This is a genomic window from Streptomyces solicavernae (assembly GCF_029968095.1).
GTDB lineage: Bacteria > Actinomycetota > Actinomycetes > Streptomycetales > Streptomycetaceae > Streptomyces > Streptomyces solicavernae.
In genome coordinates this window covers 55,097-72,217 of record NZ_JASCIR010000013.1, presented here as the reverse complement: position 1 = coordinate 72,217, position 17,121 = coordinate 55,097, and the positions used below count along the sequence as shown (strand labels likewise).

The 17,121-nt window shown below is 73.2% G+C and carries 12 protein-coding genes; 7 read left to right on the top strand and 5 right to left on the bottom strand.

What is annotated here, in order from left to right:
• Positions 1 to 93 precede the first annotated feature (93 nt).
• The 3 genes from QIS99_RS17100 to QIS99_RS17090 are packed head-to-tail and all read left to right on the top strand — an operon-like array spanning position 94 to position 6,033.
• Positions 94 to 894 carry an HlyD family efflux transporter periplasmic adaptor subunit gene (locus QIS99_RS17100; RefSeq protein WP_282514275.1) on the top strand — a complete coding sequence of 267 codons (801 nt, stop codon included), beginning with the start codon at positions 94 to 96 and terminating at the stop codon, positions 892 to 894.
• Positions 891 to 3,176, top strand: coding sequence for an NHLP family bacteriocin export ABC transporter peptidase/permease/ATPase subunit (locus tag QIS99_RS17095; RefSeq protein WP_282514273.1), 2,286 nt, complete (start codon positions 891 to 893; stop codon positions 3,174 to 3,176). The genes QIS99_RS17100 and QIS99_RS17095 overlap by 4 nt, the downstream gene beginning before the upstream one ends.
• A gap of 25 nt (positions 3,177 to 3,201) precedes the next feature.
• The gene (locus QIS99_RS17090) at positions 3,202 to 6,033 is read left to right on the top strand and encodes an NHLP bacteriocin export ABC transporter permease/ATPase subunit (protein ID WP_282514400.1); all 2,832 of its coding nucleotides are present in this window, start codon (positions 3,202 to 3,204) and stop codon (positions 6,031 to 6,033) included.
• Between the two features lie 124 nt (positions 6,034 to 6,157).
• On the opposite strand, the gene xdhC is transcribed toward QIS99_RS17090, so the two are convergent.
• From xdhC to QIS99_RS17075, 3 genes are read right to left on the bottom strand one after another with little or no spacing between them, the layout of a single operon-like run.
• Positions 6,158 to 6,967 (bottom strand): xanthine dehydrogenase accessory protein XdhC, encoded by an 810-nt coding sequence (xdhC, locus tag QIS99_RS17085; RefSeq protein ID WP_282514399.1) that lies wholly within the window; start codon positions 6,965 to 6,967, stop codon positions 6,158 to 6,160.
• A 1-nt stretch (position 6,968) separates the two neighbouring features.
• Positions 6,969 to 9,377, bottom strand: coding sequence for a xanthine dehydrogenase molybdopterin binding subunit (gene xdhB, locus QIS99_RS17080; protein WP_282514271.1), 2,409 nt, complete (start codon positions 9,375 to 9,377; stop codon positions 6,969 to 6,971).
• Positions 9,374 to 10,867 carry a xanthine dehydrogenase small subunit gene (locus QIS99_RS17075; RefSeq protein ID WP_282514269.1) on the bottom strand — a complete coding sequence of 498 codons (1,494 nt, stop codon included), beginning with the start codon at positions 10,865 to 10,867 and terminating at the stop codon, positions 9,374 to 9,376. Before QIS99_RS17075 ends, xdhB begins: the two co-directional genes overlap by 4 nt.
• A 540-nt stretch (positions 10,868 to 11,407) precedes the next feature.
• Between QIS99_RS17075 and QIS99_RS17070 the strand changes: the two genes are divergently transcribed.
• From QIS99_RS17070 to QIS99_RS17060, 3 genes are all read left to right on the top strand, one after another.
• The gene (locus QIS99_RS17070; RefSeq protein WP_282514267.1) at positions 11,408 to 12,034 is read left to right on the top strand and encodes a HEAT repeat domain-containing protein; all 627 of its coding nucleotides are present in this window, start codon (positions 11,408 to 11,410) and stop codon (positions 12,032 to 12,034) included.
• 48 nt (positions 12,035 to 12,082) lie between these two features.
• Positions 12,083 to 13,114: a MerR family transcriptional regulator gene (locus QIS99_RS17065; RefSeq protein ID WP_282514265.1), complete on the top strand. Its 1,032-nt coding sequence runs from the start codon at positions 12,083 to 12,085 to the stop codon at positions 13,112 to 13,114.
• 347 nt (positions 13,115 to 13,461) lie between these two features.
• A complete protein-coding gene (locus tag QIS99_RS17060; protein ID WP_282514398.1) occupies positions 13,462 to 14,742 on the top strand; it encodes a glycoside hydrolase family 5 protein in 1,281 nt (426 codons plus the stop codon).
• A 31-nt stretch (positions 14,743 to 14,773) separates the two neighbouring features.
• On the opposite strand, the gene QIS99_RS17055 is transcribed toward QIS99_RS17060, so the two are convergent.
• Positions 14,774 to 15,505, bottom strand: coding sequence for an SDR family NAD(P)-dependent oxidoreductase (locus tag QIS99_RS17055; RefSeq protein WP_282514262.1), 732 nt, complete (start codon positions 15,503 to 15,505; stop codon positions 14,774 to 14,776).
• 329 nt (positions 15,506 to 15,834) lie between these two features.
• Between QIS99_RS17055 and QIS99_RS17050 the strand changes: the two genes are divergently transcribed.
• Positions 15,835 to 16,587 carry a TetR/AcrR family transcriptional regulator gene (locus QIS99_RS17050; protein ID WP_282514259.1) on the top strand — a complete coding sequence of 251 codons (753 nt, stop codon included), beginning with the start codon at positions 15,835 to 15,837 and terminating at the stop codon, positions 16,585 to 16,587.
• A 40-nt stretch (positions 16,588 to 16,627) separates the two neighbouring features.
• On the opposite strand, the gene QIS99_RS17045 is transcribed toward QIS99_RS17050, so the two are convergent.
• Positions 16,628 to 17,116: a hypothetical protein gene (locus tag QIS99_RS17045; protein WP_282514257.1), complete on the bottom strand. Its 489-nt coding sequence runs from the start codon at positions 17,114 to 17,116 to the stop codon at positions 16,628 to 16,630.
• Between the last annotated feature and the right edge of the window lie 5 nt (positions 17,117 to 17,121).

Genomic DNA, 17,121 nt, shown 5'->3' with positions numbered 1-17,121 from the left:
TGAGACACCAGTGATCCATGAGCCCCGGAACACCCAGTTCCGGGGCTTACGGCCGCGTTAGGCCCAGCCCTCGGCAAGTAAGGAAAGCGTCCCGTGCAGTTCCGCCAACAGGCCCTGTCCAAGCTGCAGTCGCCCGAGGAACTCGACGTACCGGTGCGCTACGCCCGCCCGCAGGGCCTGCTCGTCCTCGCCGTCACGCTCGTCGTGATGGCCGCCGCGAGCGTCTGGGCCGTCACCGGGTCGGTCGCCTCGACGCTGCGGGCCCCCGGAGTCCTCACGTACGGGCAGGGCAGTTACGTCCTGCAGAGCCCCGTCACCGGCCAGGTGACCCGCGTCCTCGCCGAGGAGGGCGAACGGCTCGCCGCCGGCGCCCCCGTGCTCAACGTCCGTACGCAGCAGGGCGACGAGGTCGTCCGCACGATCGCCGCGGGGCGTGTCAGCACGCTCGTCGCCAGGATCGGCACCGTCGTCACGACCGGCGCCGACGTCGCGAGCCTGGAGCGCGTGGCCGGGAGCGACGACCCGCTGCTCGCGGTGCTGTACGTACCCGCCGACAGCGCGGCCACTGCCCGTGTCGGCGCCGACGTCGACGTGACCGTGCCGTCCGTGCCGAAGCAGTACGGGACGCTGCGCGGCACCGTGAAGGCCGTCGGACGGGCCGCGCAGACCCGGCAGCGGATCGCCGGGTTCCTCGGCGACAAGGAACTCGCCGGGCAGTTCACGAAGAACGGGCCGCCCGTGGCCGTCCTCGTCCAGCTGAAGAAGGCCCGCACCAAGTCGGGTTACGCCTGGTCGGCCGACGACGGGCCGCCCTTCGCGCTCGAATCCATGACCCCGGCCACCGGCGCCCTGCACCTCGCCGAGCAGCGCCCGATCGATTGGCTGCTTCCGTGACCGCACCGCACCCCTCCCCGGAGCACCAGCAGCAGCTGCCGCCCCCCGGCGGCCGCCGCAGGCACCGCCCCGAACCCCAGCGGCGCGGCAAGCGCCGTGCGGCGCCGCGGCCCGCGTCGAAGGGCAGGCGGCCCGGCAAGGTCCGCACACCCACCGTCCTGCAGATGGAAGCGGTGGAGTGCGGCGCCGCGGCCCTCGCGATGGTCCTCGCCCACCACGGCCGGCACGTCCCGCTGGAAGAGCTGCGCATCGCGTGCGGCGTCTCCCGGGACGGCTCGCGGGCGAGCAACGTCCTGAAGGCGGCGCGCAGTTACGGCCTGACGGCCAAGGGCATGCAGATGGAGCCCGCGGCGCTCGCCGAGGTGAAGGCGCCCGCGATCCTGTTCTGGGAGTTCAACCACTACGTCGTGTACGACGGCACGGGGCGTCGCCTCGGCCGCCGCGGCGTGTACATCAACGACCCGGACAAGGGCCGCCGTTTTGTGCCCGAGGAGGACTTCGACTCCAGCTTCACCGGTGTCGTCCTGGTCCTCGAACCGGGCGAGGAGTTCCGGCCGGGCGGGCGCAGGCCCGGTGTGCTGAAGGCCATGCCGGCCCGCCTGCGCGGCACCACGGGCACGATGCTCGCCGCGCTGGTGGCCAGCCTGCTGCTGGTGGCGGTCGGCGCGGCGCTGCCGGCGCTGAGCCGGACGTACATCGACCTGTTTCTGATAGAGCATCAGACGTCGTTGCTCGGGGCGCTGTTCGCCTCGATGGGGGCGATGGTGGCGCTCACGGTGGTGCTGACCTGGCTGCAGCAGGCGAATCTGCTGCGCGGCCGCATCATCTCGTCGACGCTCGGCAGCGCCCGGTTCCTGCGCCATCTCCTGCGGCTGCCCGTGACGTTCTACGCGCAGCGCAGCCCCGCCGACCTGGTGCAGCGCCTGGCGTCCAACGACGCGGTCGCCGAGACGCTGGCCCGCGACCTCACGGCCACCGCGGTCGACGGCATCGTGGTGCTGCTCTACGCGGCGCTGCTGTGGACGTACGATCCGCAGCTCACCCTGGTCGGCGTGGGCATCGCGCTGCTGAACATCGTGGCGATGCGGATCGTGATCCGGCTGCGTGCCACCGGCACCCAGAAGCTGCGCGCGGACAGCGCCAAGCTGACCAACACCTCGTACACCGGCCTGCAGCTGATCGAGACGATGAAGGCCACGGGCGGTGAGGACGGCTACTTCCGGCGGTGGGCCGGGCAGCACGCCACCACGTTGGAGGAGCAGCAGAAGCTCGGGGTGCCGAGTGCCTGGCTGGGGATCGTCGCGCCGACGCTGGCGACGCTGAACAGTGCGCTGATCCTGTGGATCGGCGGGCTGCGGGCGGTCGAGGGGCATCTGTCGATCGGCCTGCTCGTGGCGTTCCAGGCGCTGGTGACCCGCTTCACCGCGCCGATCACCCGGCTCAACGGCGTCGCGGGCCGTATCCAGGACTTCGCTGCCGACGTGGCCCGCCTCAAGGACGTGGAGAACTTCCCCGTCGACGCGCTGTACACGCGCCCCGAGCCGGCCGCCTCCACGCGCCGTCTGAAGGGCCATGTGACGCTCGACGCCATCACCTTCGGCTACAGCCCGCTGGACAAGCCGCTGCTCACCGGGTTCTCGCTGACGGTCGGGCCGGGCCAGCAGGTCGCGCTGGTCGGCGGCTCCGGCAGCGGCAAGTCGACGGTGTCCCGGCTGATCTCGGGTCTTTACAGCCCGTGGGAGGGCACGATCCGCATCGACGGGCAGCGTCTTGAGGACATTGCGCGCGGGGCGCTGTCGGCGTCCGTGTCCTTCGTCGACCAGGACGTGTTCCTCTTCGAGGGCACGGTCCGCGACAACGTCGCGCTGTGGGACCCGTCGATCCCCGACGAGGACGTGGTGGCCGCGCTGCAGGACGCCTGCCTGTACGAGATCGTGGCCCGCAGGCCCGGCGGCATCCACGGCCGGGTGGAGCAGGACGGGCGGAACTTCTCCGGCGGGCAGCGGCAGCGCCTGGAGATCGCGCGGGCCCTGGTGCGCCGCCCCAGCATTCTGGTCCTGGACGAGGTGACCAGCGCCCTGGACGCGGAGACCGAGCAGACCGTGATCGACAATCTGCGCCGCCGCGGCTGCGCCTGTGTGGTCATCGCGCACCGGCTGAGCACGGTGCGCGACAGCGACGAGATCGTGGTGCTCGACCACGGGCAGATCGTGGAACGTGGCCGTCACGAGGACCTGGTCGCCGCGGGCGGGGCCTACGCCGAGCTGGTCAGGGAGCACTGAGGTGGACTCCGTACCGCAGCAGCACATGTACGACGACTCCGTGGCCGCCGCGTTCGGCGCGCTCGGCACCCCGGTGGACTGCGCGGGGCTGCGCAGCGTGCACCTGGAGGGACCGCAGGTGCTGTGGTTCGTGGTGGCCGGGGCGCTCGACCTGTTCGCCGTGGACGCGGTGCAGCAGGGCCACTGGCACTACCTGGGCCGCCTGGAGCCGGGCACGCTGCTGCTCGGCCCGGTCGAGGGCCCGCAGCACACGCTGGTCGGCCGGCCCCTTCCGGGCTGCGAGCTGCGCCGGATTCCGCTGCGCGAGCTGTACCGCGCGGACCACGGCGACGCCTGGTCGTACGAGCAGCAGTACGCGAGCCAGTACGACACCCAGGACCAGGCGCTGAGCCTCCTGGAGCACGCCTTCGCGCTGGGCATCGGGCGCGGGCACCGGGTGCTGTTCGAGGCGCCGCTCGACGGGCGCACCATGGGCGACGACGTGGTGGCCGACGACGAGATCCTGTGGATGCCGGTGCTGCCGGGCAGCGTGCAGTACGGGGCCGCCTACAGCGGGGAGGCGGCGGGCGATCTGCTGGTCGACCCGGACATGTGGCAGCGGATGGTCAACCAGCAGTGGCGGCTGCTGTCCGCCCTGGACCGCTGGATCGAACGGCTTGAGCGGGCCCACGAGGACCGTACGGCGGCCGGGATCAAGGCGGGCGAGAACGTCCGCGAGGAGGCCGACCGCACGCTGATCGCCTCCATCGGCCGTTCCGGCAGGCGGGGTCCGGCCCGTCGTACGGAGCCGGGTGCGGGCCGGGACGCGACGTACGCGGCCTGCCGGCTCGTCGCGGAGGCGGCGGGGATCACGCTGGCGGACGCGGCGGAGGGCGGTGCGGTCAGCGAACGGATCGATCCGGTGGAGCAGATCGCGGTGGCCTCCCGGGTCCGTACGCGCGCGGTGCGCCTGGACGGGCGCTGGTGGCGGGAGAACGCGGGCCCGCTGGTGGGGGCGCGGGCGGCGAGCGGGACGCCGGTCGCGCTGCTGTGGCGGCGGGGCGGCTACGAGTCGGTGCACCCGACGTCGGGGCGGCGGACCCGGGTCGACAAGTCCAACGCGGACGAGTTCGAGCCGCGGGCCGTGATGTTCTACCGGCCGCTGCCGGAGCGCCCGTTGACGCCGTTGCGGCTCGCCCGCTTCAGCCTGCGCGGCACCGGGTTCGATGTGCGGAATCTCGCGCTCGCCTCGCTGGTGACGGTCCTCGTCGGGGCGCTCGTGCCGATCGCGACGGGGCAGGTGCTCGGCGTGTTCGTACCGAACGCGGAGACGAGCCTGATCGTGCAGGTGTCCGTGGCGGTCATGATCACCAGCATCGTGTCGGCGGCGTTCATGCTGCTGCAGGGCCTCACGGTGCTGCGGATGGAGGGCCGGATGGAGAGCACGCTCCAACCGGCGGTCTGGGACCGGCTGCTGCGGCTGCCGACGCGGTTCTTCGCGTCCCGGTCGACGGGTGAGCTGGCGAGTGCCGCGATGGGGATCAGCGCGATCCGCCGGGTCCTTTCGGGGATCGGCCCGGTCGCGCTGCAGGCTTCGTCGATCGGCGCGATGAACGTCGTACTGCTGCTGCTCTACAGCGTGCCGCTGGCCCTGGCGGCGATGGGGATGCTGGTCGTCATCGCGGCGGTGTTCCTGATGCTCGGGCTGTGGGAACTGCGCTGGCAGCGGCGGCTCGTGGAGCTGTCGAACAAGCTGAACAACCAGGCGTTCCAGACGCTGCGCGGGCTGCCCAAGCTGCGAGTGGCCGGGGCGGAGAGCTTCGCGTACGCGGCGTGGGCCGGGGAGTTCGCGCGCAGCCGGGAGCTGCAGCAGCGGGCGGGGCGCATCAAGAACGTCACGACGGTCCTGAACGCGGTCTATCTGCCGCTGTGCACGCTCATCATGTTCATGCTGCTCGCGGGCCCGGCCAGCGGCAGCCTGACCGCGGCCGAGTTCCTCACGTTCAGCACGGCGGTGACGATGCTCCTGACGTCGGTCACGCAGCTGACCGGCGCGCTGCTCTCGGCGGCCGCGGTGCTGCCGATGTTCGAGCAGATCAAGCCGGTCCTCGACGAGGCTCCGGAGGTGCGTACGGGCAGCGCTCAGCCGGGCGAGCTGCAGGGCGGGATCGAGGCGCGCGGCGTGTCCTTCCGCTATGCGGACGACGGGCCGCTGGTCCTGGACGACGTGTCGCTTTCGATCCGGCCGGGCGAGTTCGTGGCGGTGGTCGGGCCGAGCGGCTGCGGCAAGTCGACGCTGCTGCGGCTGCTCATCGGCTTCGACGAGCCGGTCTCGGGCAGTGTGCTGTACGACGGGCAGGATCTGGCGGCCCTGGACCAGTCGGCGGTGCGCCGGCAGTGCGGGGTGGTGCTGCAGAACGCGCAACCGCTCACCGGGTCGATCCTGGACTGCATCTGCGGGGCGGAGGCGTTCTCGCAGGAGGAGGCGTGGGAGGCCGCGGCGATGGCGGGGCTCGCCGAGGACATCAAGCGGATGCCGATGGGCCTGCACACGATGATCTCCGGCGGCGGGGCGATCTCCGGCGGGCAGCGGCAGCGCCTGATGATCGCGCAGGCGCTGATCCGGCGTCCGCGCGTGCTGTTCTTCGACGAGGCGACGAGTGCGCTGGACAACGAGGCGCAGCGCACGGTGATGGACAGCACCCGTACGTTGAACGCCACCCGTGTCGTGATCGCCCACCGTCTGTCCACGGTGCTGGGCGCCGACCGGGTCGTGGTGATGTCGGAGGGCCGCGTCGTCCAGCAGGGGCCGCCCGCGGAACTGTTGGCGGACACGGGAGGGCGGCTGCACGAACTGGTGCGGCGCCAGATGCAGTGACCCCCGGGGGTTCCGCCCCCGGCCCTGCCCGCCCGAGCGGCGGGCAGGCGGGCAGGCGGGCAGGCGGGCCCGAGGCGGCAGGGGACGCTCCCTGGGCCACCGCCACGGGAAAGCGGCCCGGCGCTCAGTCCGCCCCCGCCTCGAACGTGCGCAGCAGGTCCGCCGCCACGCTCACCGCGATCGTCGCCGGGTCCTTGCCGCCGATGTCGGGCAGGCCGATCGGGGTCTTGATGCGGTCGATGGCCGCGTCGTCGTGGCCGCCCTCGGTGGCGAGGCGCTTGCGGAACCGCGCCCACTTGGCCGCCGAGCCGATCAGGCCGACCGAGCCGAGGTGCGGGGTGCGCAGCGCGGCGTCGCACAGCGCGGCGTCCTCGGCGTGGTCATGGGTCATGATCAACACATGGGTGCCGCGCGGCAGTTGCTCCAGGACCTCCTCCGGCAGCAGCGGCGTGTGATGCACGTGCACCTGCGCCACCGCGTCCGCCAGCACGCCGAGCCGCTGATCGGTGAGCATGGCGGAACGGCTGTCGATCAGGTGCAGGTCGAGGTCCTGCCGTACGAGGATGCGCGCGAGTTCCAGGCCGACGTGCCCGACGCCGAACACCGCCACAGCCCGCACCACGTGCAGCGGTTCGAGCAGCACCTGGACGGTGCCGCCGCAGCACTGCACGCCGTGCTGGTTGGTCACCTTGTCGTTCAGGGCGAAGTCGATCAGCTCCGGCTGCGCATCGGACGCGGCGAGCAGCTCGCGGGCCCGGTCGGTCGCGACGGCCTCGACGTTGCCGCCGCCGATCGAGCCCCACGCCCCTGTCCGGCCCACGACGAGCTTCGCCCCGGCCTCGCGCGGGGCGTGGCCGCGCACGGTCGCGACGGTCACGAGCACGCCGGGCTCCCGGCGGGCCCGCAGCCGCGCGACCGCGGCGACCCACGACATGTCAGGCACCGCTCAGCACTTCCGCGACACGGCCGGCACCGTCGGCGCGGGTTGCGGCCCCCGCATCGGCCCCGCGGGCGGACTCGATCGCCCAGTACACCGCCTCCGGCGTCGCGGGCGAGGCCAGTTCGACGCTCACCCCGCCCGGCCCGAAGGCGCCCGCGGCCTCCCGCAGCGCCTCGCGCACCGAGAACGCGAGCATCAGCGGCGGCTCGCCCACCGCCTTCGACCCGTACACCGCGCCTTCCTCGCCCGCGTTCTGCAGGAGTGTGACGTGGAATTCCTCGGGCATCTCCGAGAAGCTGGGCAGTTTGTACGTACTGGCCGCCTGGGTGAGGAGCCGGCCGCGGTGCGGGCCGTCGCTCGTGTCCCAGCGCATGTCCTCCAGGGTCAGCCAGCCCGCGCCCTGCACGAAGCCGCCCTCGACCTGGCCGATGTCGATCAGCGGGGAGAGGCTGTCGCCGACGTCGTGCACGATGTCCACCCGCCGGATGCGGTACGCGCCGGTGAAGCCGTCGACCTCCACCTCGGACACGGCGGCGCCGTGCGCGAAGTACTTGAACGGCGAGCCCTGGAACGTCTTCGCGTCCCAGTGCAGCCCCTGTGTCCGGTAGAACCCGGCCGCCGACAGCTGCACCCGCTGGAAGTACGCGGTACGCACCAGCTCGTCCCAGCCCAGTTCCTTCTCCCGGCCCGGCTCCTTCTCCCGGCCCAGCAGCCGGGCGACGCCGTCCGCGATCCGTACGTCCGATGCGTTGCCGCCCAGCTGGGTGGCGGCCACCTGGAGCAGCCGCGCGCGCAGCTGCTCGCAGGCGTTCTTCACAGCCGCGCCGTTCAGGTCTGCGCCCGAACTGGCCGCCGTGGCCGAGGTGTTGGGCACCTTGTCGGTCCGGGTGGGGGCAAGGCGGACCTTGTGCAGCGGGATGCCGAGGGCGGTCGCGGCGACCTGCAGCATCTTGGTGTGCAGGCCCTGGCCCATCTCGGTGCCGCCGTGGTTGATGAGGACCGAGCCGTCCTTGTAGATGAGGACGAGGGCGCCGCCCTGGTTGAAGGCGGTGAGGTTGAACGAGATGCCGAACTTCAGGCCGGTCACGGCGAGGGCCCGCTTGGTGTGCGGGTGCGCCGCGTTGAACGCCGCGATCTCGCGCCGCCGGCCGGCGACCCCGGCCTGGTCCTGCGCCTCCTCCCAGACCGCGGTGATCCGCTCGGGGTGGGTGACGGGCTGCCCGTACGGCGTGGACTGGTCCTTGCCGTAGAAGTTGCGCTCGCGCAGCTCGGCCGGGTCGAGGCCGAGGAGCGGGGCGCAGCGGCCCAGGATGTCCTCGATCACCAGCATGCCCTGGGGCCCGCCGAAGCCGCGGAAGGCCGTGTTGGACACCTTGTGGGTCTTGGCGATCCGGCCGGCGATACGGGCGTTGGGCAGCCAGTACGTGTTGTCGATGTGGCACAGCGCGCGGGCCACGACCGGCTCGGAGAGGTCCAGGCTCCAGCCGCCGTCGGCGGTGAGGGTGGCGTCGAGGGCCTGGATGCGGCCTTCGGCGTCGAAGCCGATCCGCCAGCCGGCGTGGAAGCCATGGCGTTTGCCGGACATGGTGAGGTCCTGGGTGCGGTTGAGGCGCAGCCGTACGGGCCTTCCGGTGAGCTTGGCACCGAGCGCGGCGACGGCGGCGAAGCCGTGCGGCTGCATCTCCTTGCCGCCGAAGCCGCCGCCCATCCGCAGGCACTGCACGGTCACCTCGTGGCTGTGCAGGCCGAGGACGTGCGCCACGATCTCCTGGGTCTCGGACGGGTGCTGGGTGCTGCTCTGCACGAACACCTGCCCCCACTCGTCGAGCTGGGCGAGCGCGGCGTGCGTCTCCAGGTAGAAGTGCTCCTGGTCACAGAACTGGAACTCGCCGCTGAACACATGCGCCGAGTCGGCGAACCCGGCGTCCACGTCGCCGGTCAGCATCAGGGGCCGGGCGCCGTGGAAACTCCCGGCGGCGATGGCGTCCTGCAGCGTGACCAGGGACGGCAGTTCCTCGATGTCCACCTCGACGGCCGCCGCGCCGAGCCGGGCGGCCTCCAGGGTCTCGCCGAGCACCCAGGCGACGGCGTGCCCGTGGAACATCACCTCGTCGGGGAAGAGCGGCTCGTCGTGCTTCATCCCGGCGTCATTGACCCCGGGCACGTCGGCGCCGGTCAGCACCCTTACCACGCCCGGCACTTCGAGCGCGGGCGCGGTGCGCAGGGCGGTGATCCGGCCGTGCGCGTGCATGACCTGGACGGGGTGGGCGTGCAGCACGTCCTTGGTGCGCTGGACCAGGTCGTCGGTGTAGAGGGCGGCGCCCGTGACGTGCAGGCGGGCGCTCTCGTGCGGCAGCGGCACGCCGACGGCCGACCGCTCGGGCCGCTCGGAAAGGTGACTCATGACGACTCCGCCTCGGTGGTCTGGGCGTACAGCTTCAGCAGGCTCTGGCCGAGCATCGCGCTGCGGTAGCGGGAGCTGGCGCGGTGGTCGTCCATCGGTGTGCCCTCGCCGCGCAGCACCCGGGCCGCGGCCTCGACGGTCGCCGCGGACCACGGCTCGCCCTCCAGGGCCGCCTCGGTGGTGAGCGCCCGGACCGGGGTGGCGGCCACGCCGCCGAGGCCGATGCGGGCCTTGCGTACGACGCCGTCCTCGATGTCGAGCGCGAAGGCGACGGCCACGCTGGAGATGTCGTCGAAGCGCCGCTTGGCGATCTTGTGGAAGGCCGTGACCTGCGACAGCGGCAGCGGGATCCGTACGGCCCTGATCAGTTCGCCGGGCATGCGCACGCTCTGCCGGTACCCGGTGAAGTAGTCGGCGAGGGGCACCTCACGCTCCCCGTCGGCGTCGGCGAGCACCAGGGACGCCTCAAGGGCGAGCAGCACCGGCGGGCTGTCGCCGATCGGCGAGCCGGTGCCCAGGTTGCCGCCGAGGGTGGCGCCGTTGCGGATCAGCCGGGACGCGAACTGCGGGAACAGCCCGTCGAGCAGCGGGACTCGGCCGTCGAGGCGCCGCTCGATCTCGGTGAGGGTGAGGGCGGCCCCGATCCGGAGGTGGCCGGACTCGACGCGCAGCTCCCGGAGTTCGGGCAGCCGGTCGACGGCGACGACGCAACTCGCCCTGCGGGCACGGATGTTGACCTCGACACCCCAGTCCGTGGACCCGGCGACCACCACGGCCTCGGGCCGCTCGCGCAGCAGCTCCAGGGTTGCGGCGAGGGTGTCCTTGCGTACGAACTCGCTGTCGTCCTGGGCGTATGCGGTGGCGACGGGCGCGGGCGGGGCCTGTTCGCGGCGCTGCGCGAGGGGGTCCTCGTCGGCGGGCGCGCCCACGGCGAAGGCGGCGTCGCGGATGGGGCGGTAGCCGGTGCAGCGGCAGAGGTTGCCGCTCAGGGCGTGCAGGTCGAAGCCGTTCGGGCCGTGCTCGGGGTCGGCCGCCTCGGGGCCGGCCTCGGTGTCCGCGGCGGGGTGCGCGGCGGGGTGCGCGCAGCGGCCGGGCCGGTAGTACTCGGCGGCCATGCTGCACACGAACCCCGGTGTGCAGTAGCCGCATTGGGAGCCGCCGCGGACGGCCATCTCCTCCTGTACGGGGTGCAGCGCGGCCGGCGCCCCGAGGGCCTCGCCGACGGTGGCGAGGCCCTCGGAGGTGACGACCTCCTGCCCGTCAAGGGCCGCGGCCGGCACCAGGCAGGCGTTGACGGCGACCCAGTCGGTGGGCTTGTCCACGCCCGGCCGGGCCACCAGCACCGAACACGCGCCGCACTCGCCCTCCGCGCAGCCCTCCTTGGTGCCGGTGAGGCCGCGCTCGCGCAGGAAGTCGAGGACGGTGGTGTGGGGCGCGGCGGGTGCGAGCGGGGTCTTTGCCCCGTTGACGGTGATCCGCGCGGCGGTCATGACAGGCCTCCGGCTGGGTGTGCGATCGGTCGGTTCAGCGTGGTGGCCGTTGTGTTCGCCAAGGTCGGCAGCTTTCTGTGTACGGGCGCTCCGTGGGACGGCGCGGGCGCGACACTGCACGGCACGGGTGAGCGGGGGGGTGCCGCAGCGAGGAGTAAAGGGTGGTGAGGGTGTGAACGTGGTGAGGTGCTCACGGAGACCCGGAGGGTGCCGCGAACTCGCCCTTCAGAACGGGGAGTTCAGCAGCCGTGCGCGATCCGGCCCGGCACCCAGACCGTGCGCTGGGCGAGGCGACCGAGGTCAGAGCTGGTGTTCATCTGCGGGTCGCCTCCTCTCGGCGGTCGTGGATCGACGGCTACCGCAAGCTAATCGCTGGGGCTGCGGCGGTCAAGAGGCCACGGCGGCCAAGAGGCCACCGTGGACGGTGCGGGCGCCCTGTCGGTCACCTCGCCACAGCCGTGCTGCTCGCGACCACCGCAGGGACCGCTTGACCTTGACACGGTGAGAAGCCTTTCACTGCTGGTCGAGGAGGTGGTCCCGATGACCATGGAGGTTCTGGAGAGGCTCGCGGACACCCGTGCGTCGGTGCGGCTGCAGGCCGCGCTCGCGGCGGGTACGACGCCCGACCCGCGGTACGTCGGCACGCTGGTCGAGCGCTGCGCGGTCGAGCCGGAGTTCTTTGTGCGTGACATGCTGACCTGGGCGCTCACCCGCCAGCCGGTGTCCCTGACGCTCCCCGAACTGCTGCGCGAGGTCCGTTCGGAGCGCGCCCAGGCCCGCAGTCAGGCGCTGCACACCCTGTCCAAGATCGGGGACGGCAGCGCCTGGCCGGCCGTCACCCCGGCGCTGCTCACCGACCCGGAGGACGAGGTGGCCCGGAGCGCCTGGCGGGCCGCGGTGCTGCTCGTACCGTCGGGTGAGGCGGCCGGGCTCGCGTCGGTCCTGGTCACGCAGTTCGGGCGCGGCGACCGGGAGACCCGGCTGAGCCTGAGCCGGGCGCTGATCGCCCTGGGCGAGGTGATCGTCCCCGCGCTGCGTACGGCGGCCGCCTCCGCCGACCCGGAGGTACGGGCCCATGCCCTGGCCACGGAAACGCTGCTGCGCGACCCGGAGGCGGGGTTCGCGTACGCGATCGAGGAGGCGAGGCGGGTACGGGTGCTGGAGTAGGCCGCCCCCGCCCGTCACACGCACACCACCCCCGAGAGGAACCACCGCATGCTCATCGGCGAAGTCGCCCGTCGCTCCGGCGTCAGCGCGCGCATGCTCCGGCACTACGAATCCCTCGGCCTGGTCCGGCCCACGGGACGTACGAGCTCCGGCTACCGGGAGTACTCCGGCGACGACATCCGCCGGATCTTCCACATCGAGAGCCTCCGCTCCCTCGGCATGTCCCTGCGCGAGATCGGCCGCGCCCTGGACGACCCCGGCTTCGCCCCGTCCGCCCTCGTGGACGACCTGATCCGGCAGACGCGTGAACGCATCGCCGCCGAGAACGAGTTGCTCACCCGGCTGCGCCGGATCGACGCCGCGGAGCCGGCCGGCTGGGAGGACGTCCTCCAGGTCGTGGCGCTCCTGCACGCGCTGGTGTCGCCCAGCACCGAGGCCCGCCAGCGTGCCGCGCTGTCCTTTGGCGACGCGGTTCCCGTACCGGCGGAGGCTCTGGTCGAGGCGGCACTCAGCGAGGCCGACACCAACGTCGCCGGAGCGCTGCGCTGGGCCCTCGCGCGGGCCGGTGACGGTGTGCCCGCGCTCCTCGCCGAGGGCCTCGTCTCGCCGGTGGCCGCCGTACGGGAACGCGCCGTCCAGTCGCTCGCCGAACTGCCCGGCGACGAGGCGACCGCGCGGCTGCGGGACGCACTCGGCGACGCGGACGCCGTGGTCCGCGGGCGCGCGGCCCTCGCACTCGGCGCCCGGGGCGTGCCCGAGGTGGTCCCGACCCTCATCGAGATGGTGGTGGCGGGCAGGAACGACACCGACGCGGCCGACGCGCTCAGCACGCTCGCGAGCGACACGGCGACGGCGGACCGGATCGCGACCGGCCTCGTCGACCGCCTCGCCCTCGACGCGACCACCGCACCGGCGCGCGGCCGCCTCACCCAGGCCCTGGCGGACATCCCCGGGGACACGGCGTCGCGCGCCCTCACGGAGCTGGCGCGGGACGAGGACCGCGCGGTGGCGCTCACGGCGACGTACCTGCTGCGACTGCGCACCGGCACAGGCACCGGCACCGGCACCGGCACCGGGTGAATCGCACCGGGTGAATCGCGGTCGGGAGGGCCGCAACCGGGCGAGCCCGCCCGGAGGTTGCCGCTCCGCGCCCTTCCCATCTTCCGTACCAGCAAGTAGAACCACGGGTAACTCCCGTTCTCCCCAGGCAAGTTCACCCTCTGGAGACCCACTTGCTGCGCAGAACCCTCGTCGCCCTCCTCACGGCCGCGCTCCTGCCGGTCGCGGCCGCCCGCGCCGACGACACCAGGAGCCCCGGCAGCCCCGGCAGCCCCGTGAGCCAGGTGGGCACCGCGGGCACAACCAGCGCGACCGACACCACCAACGCCACCAACGCCACCAACGCCACCAACGCCACCAACGCCACGATCCCCGCCCTCACCGACGAGCGCGGCCGCACGCTCACCCTCCGCGGCTGGAACGTCGAGGACAAGGCGAACCGAGGCGACGAAGCGCTGTCCGCGATCACGGAGCGGCACTTCCGCGACATGCGGGCCAAGGGCTTCAACTTCGCCCGCCTGCTGGTCTTCTGGGACGACCTGGAACCGCGCCCCGGCCGGTACAGCCGCGGTTACCTGCGGAAGATCGAGCGGATCCTGGACTGGGCGGAGCGGTACGGGGTACGCGTGCTCCTCGACGCGCACCAGGACGTCTTCGGGCCCGCCTTCGGCCACCGCGGGATCCCCGAGTGGGCCACCAGGACCGACGGGTTGCCGTTCGAGCCGAACCCGGAGGACTGGTTCTCCGAGTACTTCCAGCCCGCGGTGCAGCGCGCCTTCACCCACCTCTACGAGGACGAGGATCTGCGGCGCGCCCAGGCCCGCATGTGGCGGGTGCTCGCCGACCGCTTCGCCGAGCACCCGGCCGTGTTCGGCTACGACCTGATCAACGAGCCGATGGGCGAGCTCCGTCCGGGCGAGCAACTGCCGGACGCCGCCCGGCGCATCGAGCGCGAACACCTCACGCCGATGTACAACCGCCTGGCCGACGCGATCCGTTCGGTCGACGACGACACCTGGCTCTTCGTCGAGCCGACCCCGATCGTCGGCGAGGGCGTCCCGACCGGCCTCGGCCGCGTGGACGACGAGAAGGTGGTGTACGCGCCGCACTTCTACAACACGGCGATGGAGGCGGGTGCCGACTACGACCCGTCGGCGGGCTGGATCGAGGCCTACGAGCGCGCGGTCACGCAATACCCGGCGGAGCACGGGATTCCGGTGGTCGTGGGCGAGTGGGGCCCGCTGAACAACGCACTGCCGAACATGAACCGCTTCTACCGCGACGCCATGGCCTCCCTGGGCCGCTACAGCTCCGGCTGGGCGGGTTACGTGTGGTGCTACGGCGGCGGCTACTGCGCGATGGACGAGGCGGGTTCCTTCCGTACGAACAAGGAGCTCACCGCCGAGCCGTACGCGGAGGCCGTCGCGGGCGCCGTCCGGTCCTCCTCGTACGATCCCGTCGCGGGCGTCCACCGGGTGACGTACGACGCGACGCGCCGCCCCGGCGCCCGTCGCACCGAGCTGTCGCTGCCGTCGGCGGACTGGCGGGTCACGGCCCGGGGCGCGGCGACGGTCGTCCAGCGCGGGAACAGGGCCTGGGTGTCGGCGGCGCCGGGGGCCCGGGTGACGGTGACGACCACCCGGCGCTGACCGCTGCCGCCGCCCGGCCGAACCCGCCGGTTCAGAGCCCGCCCGCCACGCGCACCACGGCGCCGGTCGCGTACGAGGCGTCGTCGGAGAGCAGCCAGGCCACGGCGCCGGTGATCTCCTCGGGCCGGCCGGCCCGGCCCATCGGGACGGCCGCGGCGACCTTGGCGGGGCGCTGCGGGTCCTCGTGGAAGTCGGTCCGGACGGTGCCGGGCGCCACGCAGTTGACGCGGATGCCGTCGGCGGCGACCTCCTTGGCGAGGCCCACGGTCATCGCGTCGACGGCCGCCTTGGCCGCGGCGTAGTGGACGTACTGGCCGGGCCCGCCGAGGGTCGCGGCGGCCGAGGAGATGTTGACGACGGCGCCGCTCCGCCGGGCCGTCATGTCGCGTACGGCACGTCGGGCGCAGAGCAGGTAGCCGAGGACGTTGACGTCGAGGGCGCGGCGCATGCCCTCGGCGTCGGCCTCGGCGAGGGGGCCGTTGGGTCCGCTGACGCCGGCGTTGTTGACGAGGCCGGTGACGGGGCCGAGCTGCCGGGCGGTGGCGAAGAGGTGGTCGCCGTCGGTCTCGTCGGCGGTGTCGACGCGCACGGTCAGGCAGCGGCGCCCGTGCGCGGCCACGGCGTCGGCGACCTGCTGGGCGGCGGCGGTGTCGGAGCGGTACCCGACGACGACGTCATGGCCTTCGGCGGCCAGGCGCACACAGATCGCGGCGCCGATGCCTCGGCTGCCACCGGTGACGACGGTGATGGGCTGCTGCTGCACGGCGAGACCTCCAGCTTTTGATCGATCATCGATCAGAACATCCGGGAGCTGCCGCCACAAGTCCGATAGCTTCCGCCACAAGCACGCCGGGCCTCCTCACCCCACGAGCTCCCCTCGGCACGGCTCCTGCCGCTACGCCTCCCCGTCCGCTGATTCCCGTACGTGAGCACGGAGAGGCGGGCCCGGATGGCCGAGGCGGACGGCGCCGCGCATCAGCCGCGGGCCCAGGAAACAGGGACACATCCCCACTTTCGGCCCGGACGGTAGCATCCCCCGGCGGGGAACGATCCCCGCACGGTCCCGGACCGGAACTCCCTCGGAGGACGACGATGCCTGCCGGCGCAGACCGCGCGAGACCCCCGGCCGGGGCCGAGCCCCGGGCCGGTGCTCCGGCCCTGCGGCGCGACGCCCGCCGCAACCGGGAGCTGCTGATCGAGGCGGCCCACGAGGTCTTCGCCGAGCAGGGCCTCGAAGCGCCGCTCGACGCCATCGCCCGCAGGGCGGGGGTGGGGAACGCGACGCTGTACCGGCACTTCCCGAGCCGCGTCGCGCTCGTCGACGCGGTGTTCCGCGACCCGCTGACCGACACGATGGCGGCGGGCGAGCAGGCACGGGCCGCCGAGGACGCGTGGGCGGGTCTGACCGGCTATCTGGAGGCGGTGTTCACGGTGCTCGCCACCGACCGCGGCACCAACGACCTGATGACCACGCCCCTGCGCGGCGTCAAGGCGCTGGAGGCCGTGCACGCGCACAACCGGCGGACCCTGGAGCTGCTCCTCGGCCGCGGCCGCGCGCAGGGCACGGTACGGCCCGAAGTCACCGCGGAGGACGTGCTGTTCGCGCTCGCCGCCCTGGGCCGCGCCGTGCCCGCGCTCACCTCCGCGGCGGCCCCGGACGCCTGGCGCCGCCCGCTCGCCCTGTTCCTCGACGGCCTCCGCGCCACCGCCACGGCTTCCCCGCTCCCCTCCCCCGCCCTCACGGCCACCCAACTGGGCGACGTACTCGGCGAGTTGGGCCCCCACCGCGCACCCACCTCAGCGGGCGACGCGCGTACGACCGGACGTGGGGCGCGGAAGGGCTGACGCGCGCCCCGGCCGCACGCAAGGCCGCGGGTCGGCGCCGCTACCAGTCGAGGGTCAGCGAGCCGCCCACCGGCAGGGCGTGCCAGCGGTCCGCGCAGGCGTCGAAGCGGGTCACGATGCGGTCGACGAGCGGGGTGACCGCCTCGGCCGGGACATAGGCCGGGAGGGCCTGCGCGTGGCCGCGGCGCAGTTCCCAGACCGGTACGGCGATGCCCGCCAGCTCTTCCGAGCGCGCCATGTCGGCCTGCGCGCGCGGGGACGACTTGACCGGCCTGGACTTGCGGCGGCGGGCGGCCTTGTTGCGTGCGGCCGGGTCGGCGGGCCAGAACAGGCCGTTGTCCCCGGCGGCGAGGCGGCCGTACACCCCGAGTTGGATGCCCGCCTCGGCCTCGACGAGGAAGTGCACCAGGTCGTGCGGCAGATACGCGTGACCGCCGGGGCCGCCCCGCGGGGCCAGGGCCGGGCCGGTCTCGCGGTGCACCGCGATGTCGTAGCTCGTGCCGGGGCCCTTGGTGAAGACGATGCGCATGGCAG

Coding starts and splice junctions, on each gene's coding strand:
- QIS99_RS17090 (WP_282514400.1), top strand. CDS start 3,202: ATGTACGACGACTCCGTGGCCGCCGCGTTCGGCGCGCTCGGCACCCCG.
- xdhC (WP_282514399.1), bottom strand. CDS start 6,967: ATGTCGTGGGTCGCCGCGGTCGCGCGGCTGCGGGCCCGCCGGGAGCCC.
- xdhB (WP_282514271.1), bottom strand. CDS start 9,377: ATGAGTCACCTTTCCGAGCGGCCCGAGCGGTCGGCCGTCGGCGTGCCG.
- QIS99_RS17075 (WP_282514269.1), bottom strand. CDS start 10,867: ATGACCGCCGCGCGGATCACCGTCAACGGGGCAAAGACCCCGCTCGCA.
- QIS99_RS17070 (WP_282514267.1), top strand. CDS start 11,408: ATGACCATGGAGGTTCTGGAGAGGCTCGCGGACACCCGTGCGTCGGTG.
- QIS99_RS17065 (WP_282514265.1), top strand. CDS start 12,083: ATGCTCATCGGCGAAGTCGCCCGTCGCTCCGGCGTCAGCGCGCGCATG.
- QIS99_RS17050 (WP_282514259.1), top strand. CDS start 15,835: ATGCCTGCCGGCGCAGACCGCGCGAGACCCCCGGCCGGGGCCGAGCCC.
- QIS99_RS17045 (WP_282514257.1), bottom strand. CDS start 17,116: ATGCGCATCGTCTTCACCAAGGGCCCCGGCACGAGCTACGACATCGCG.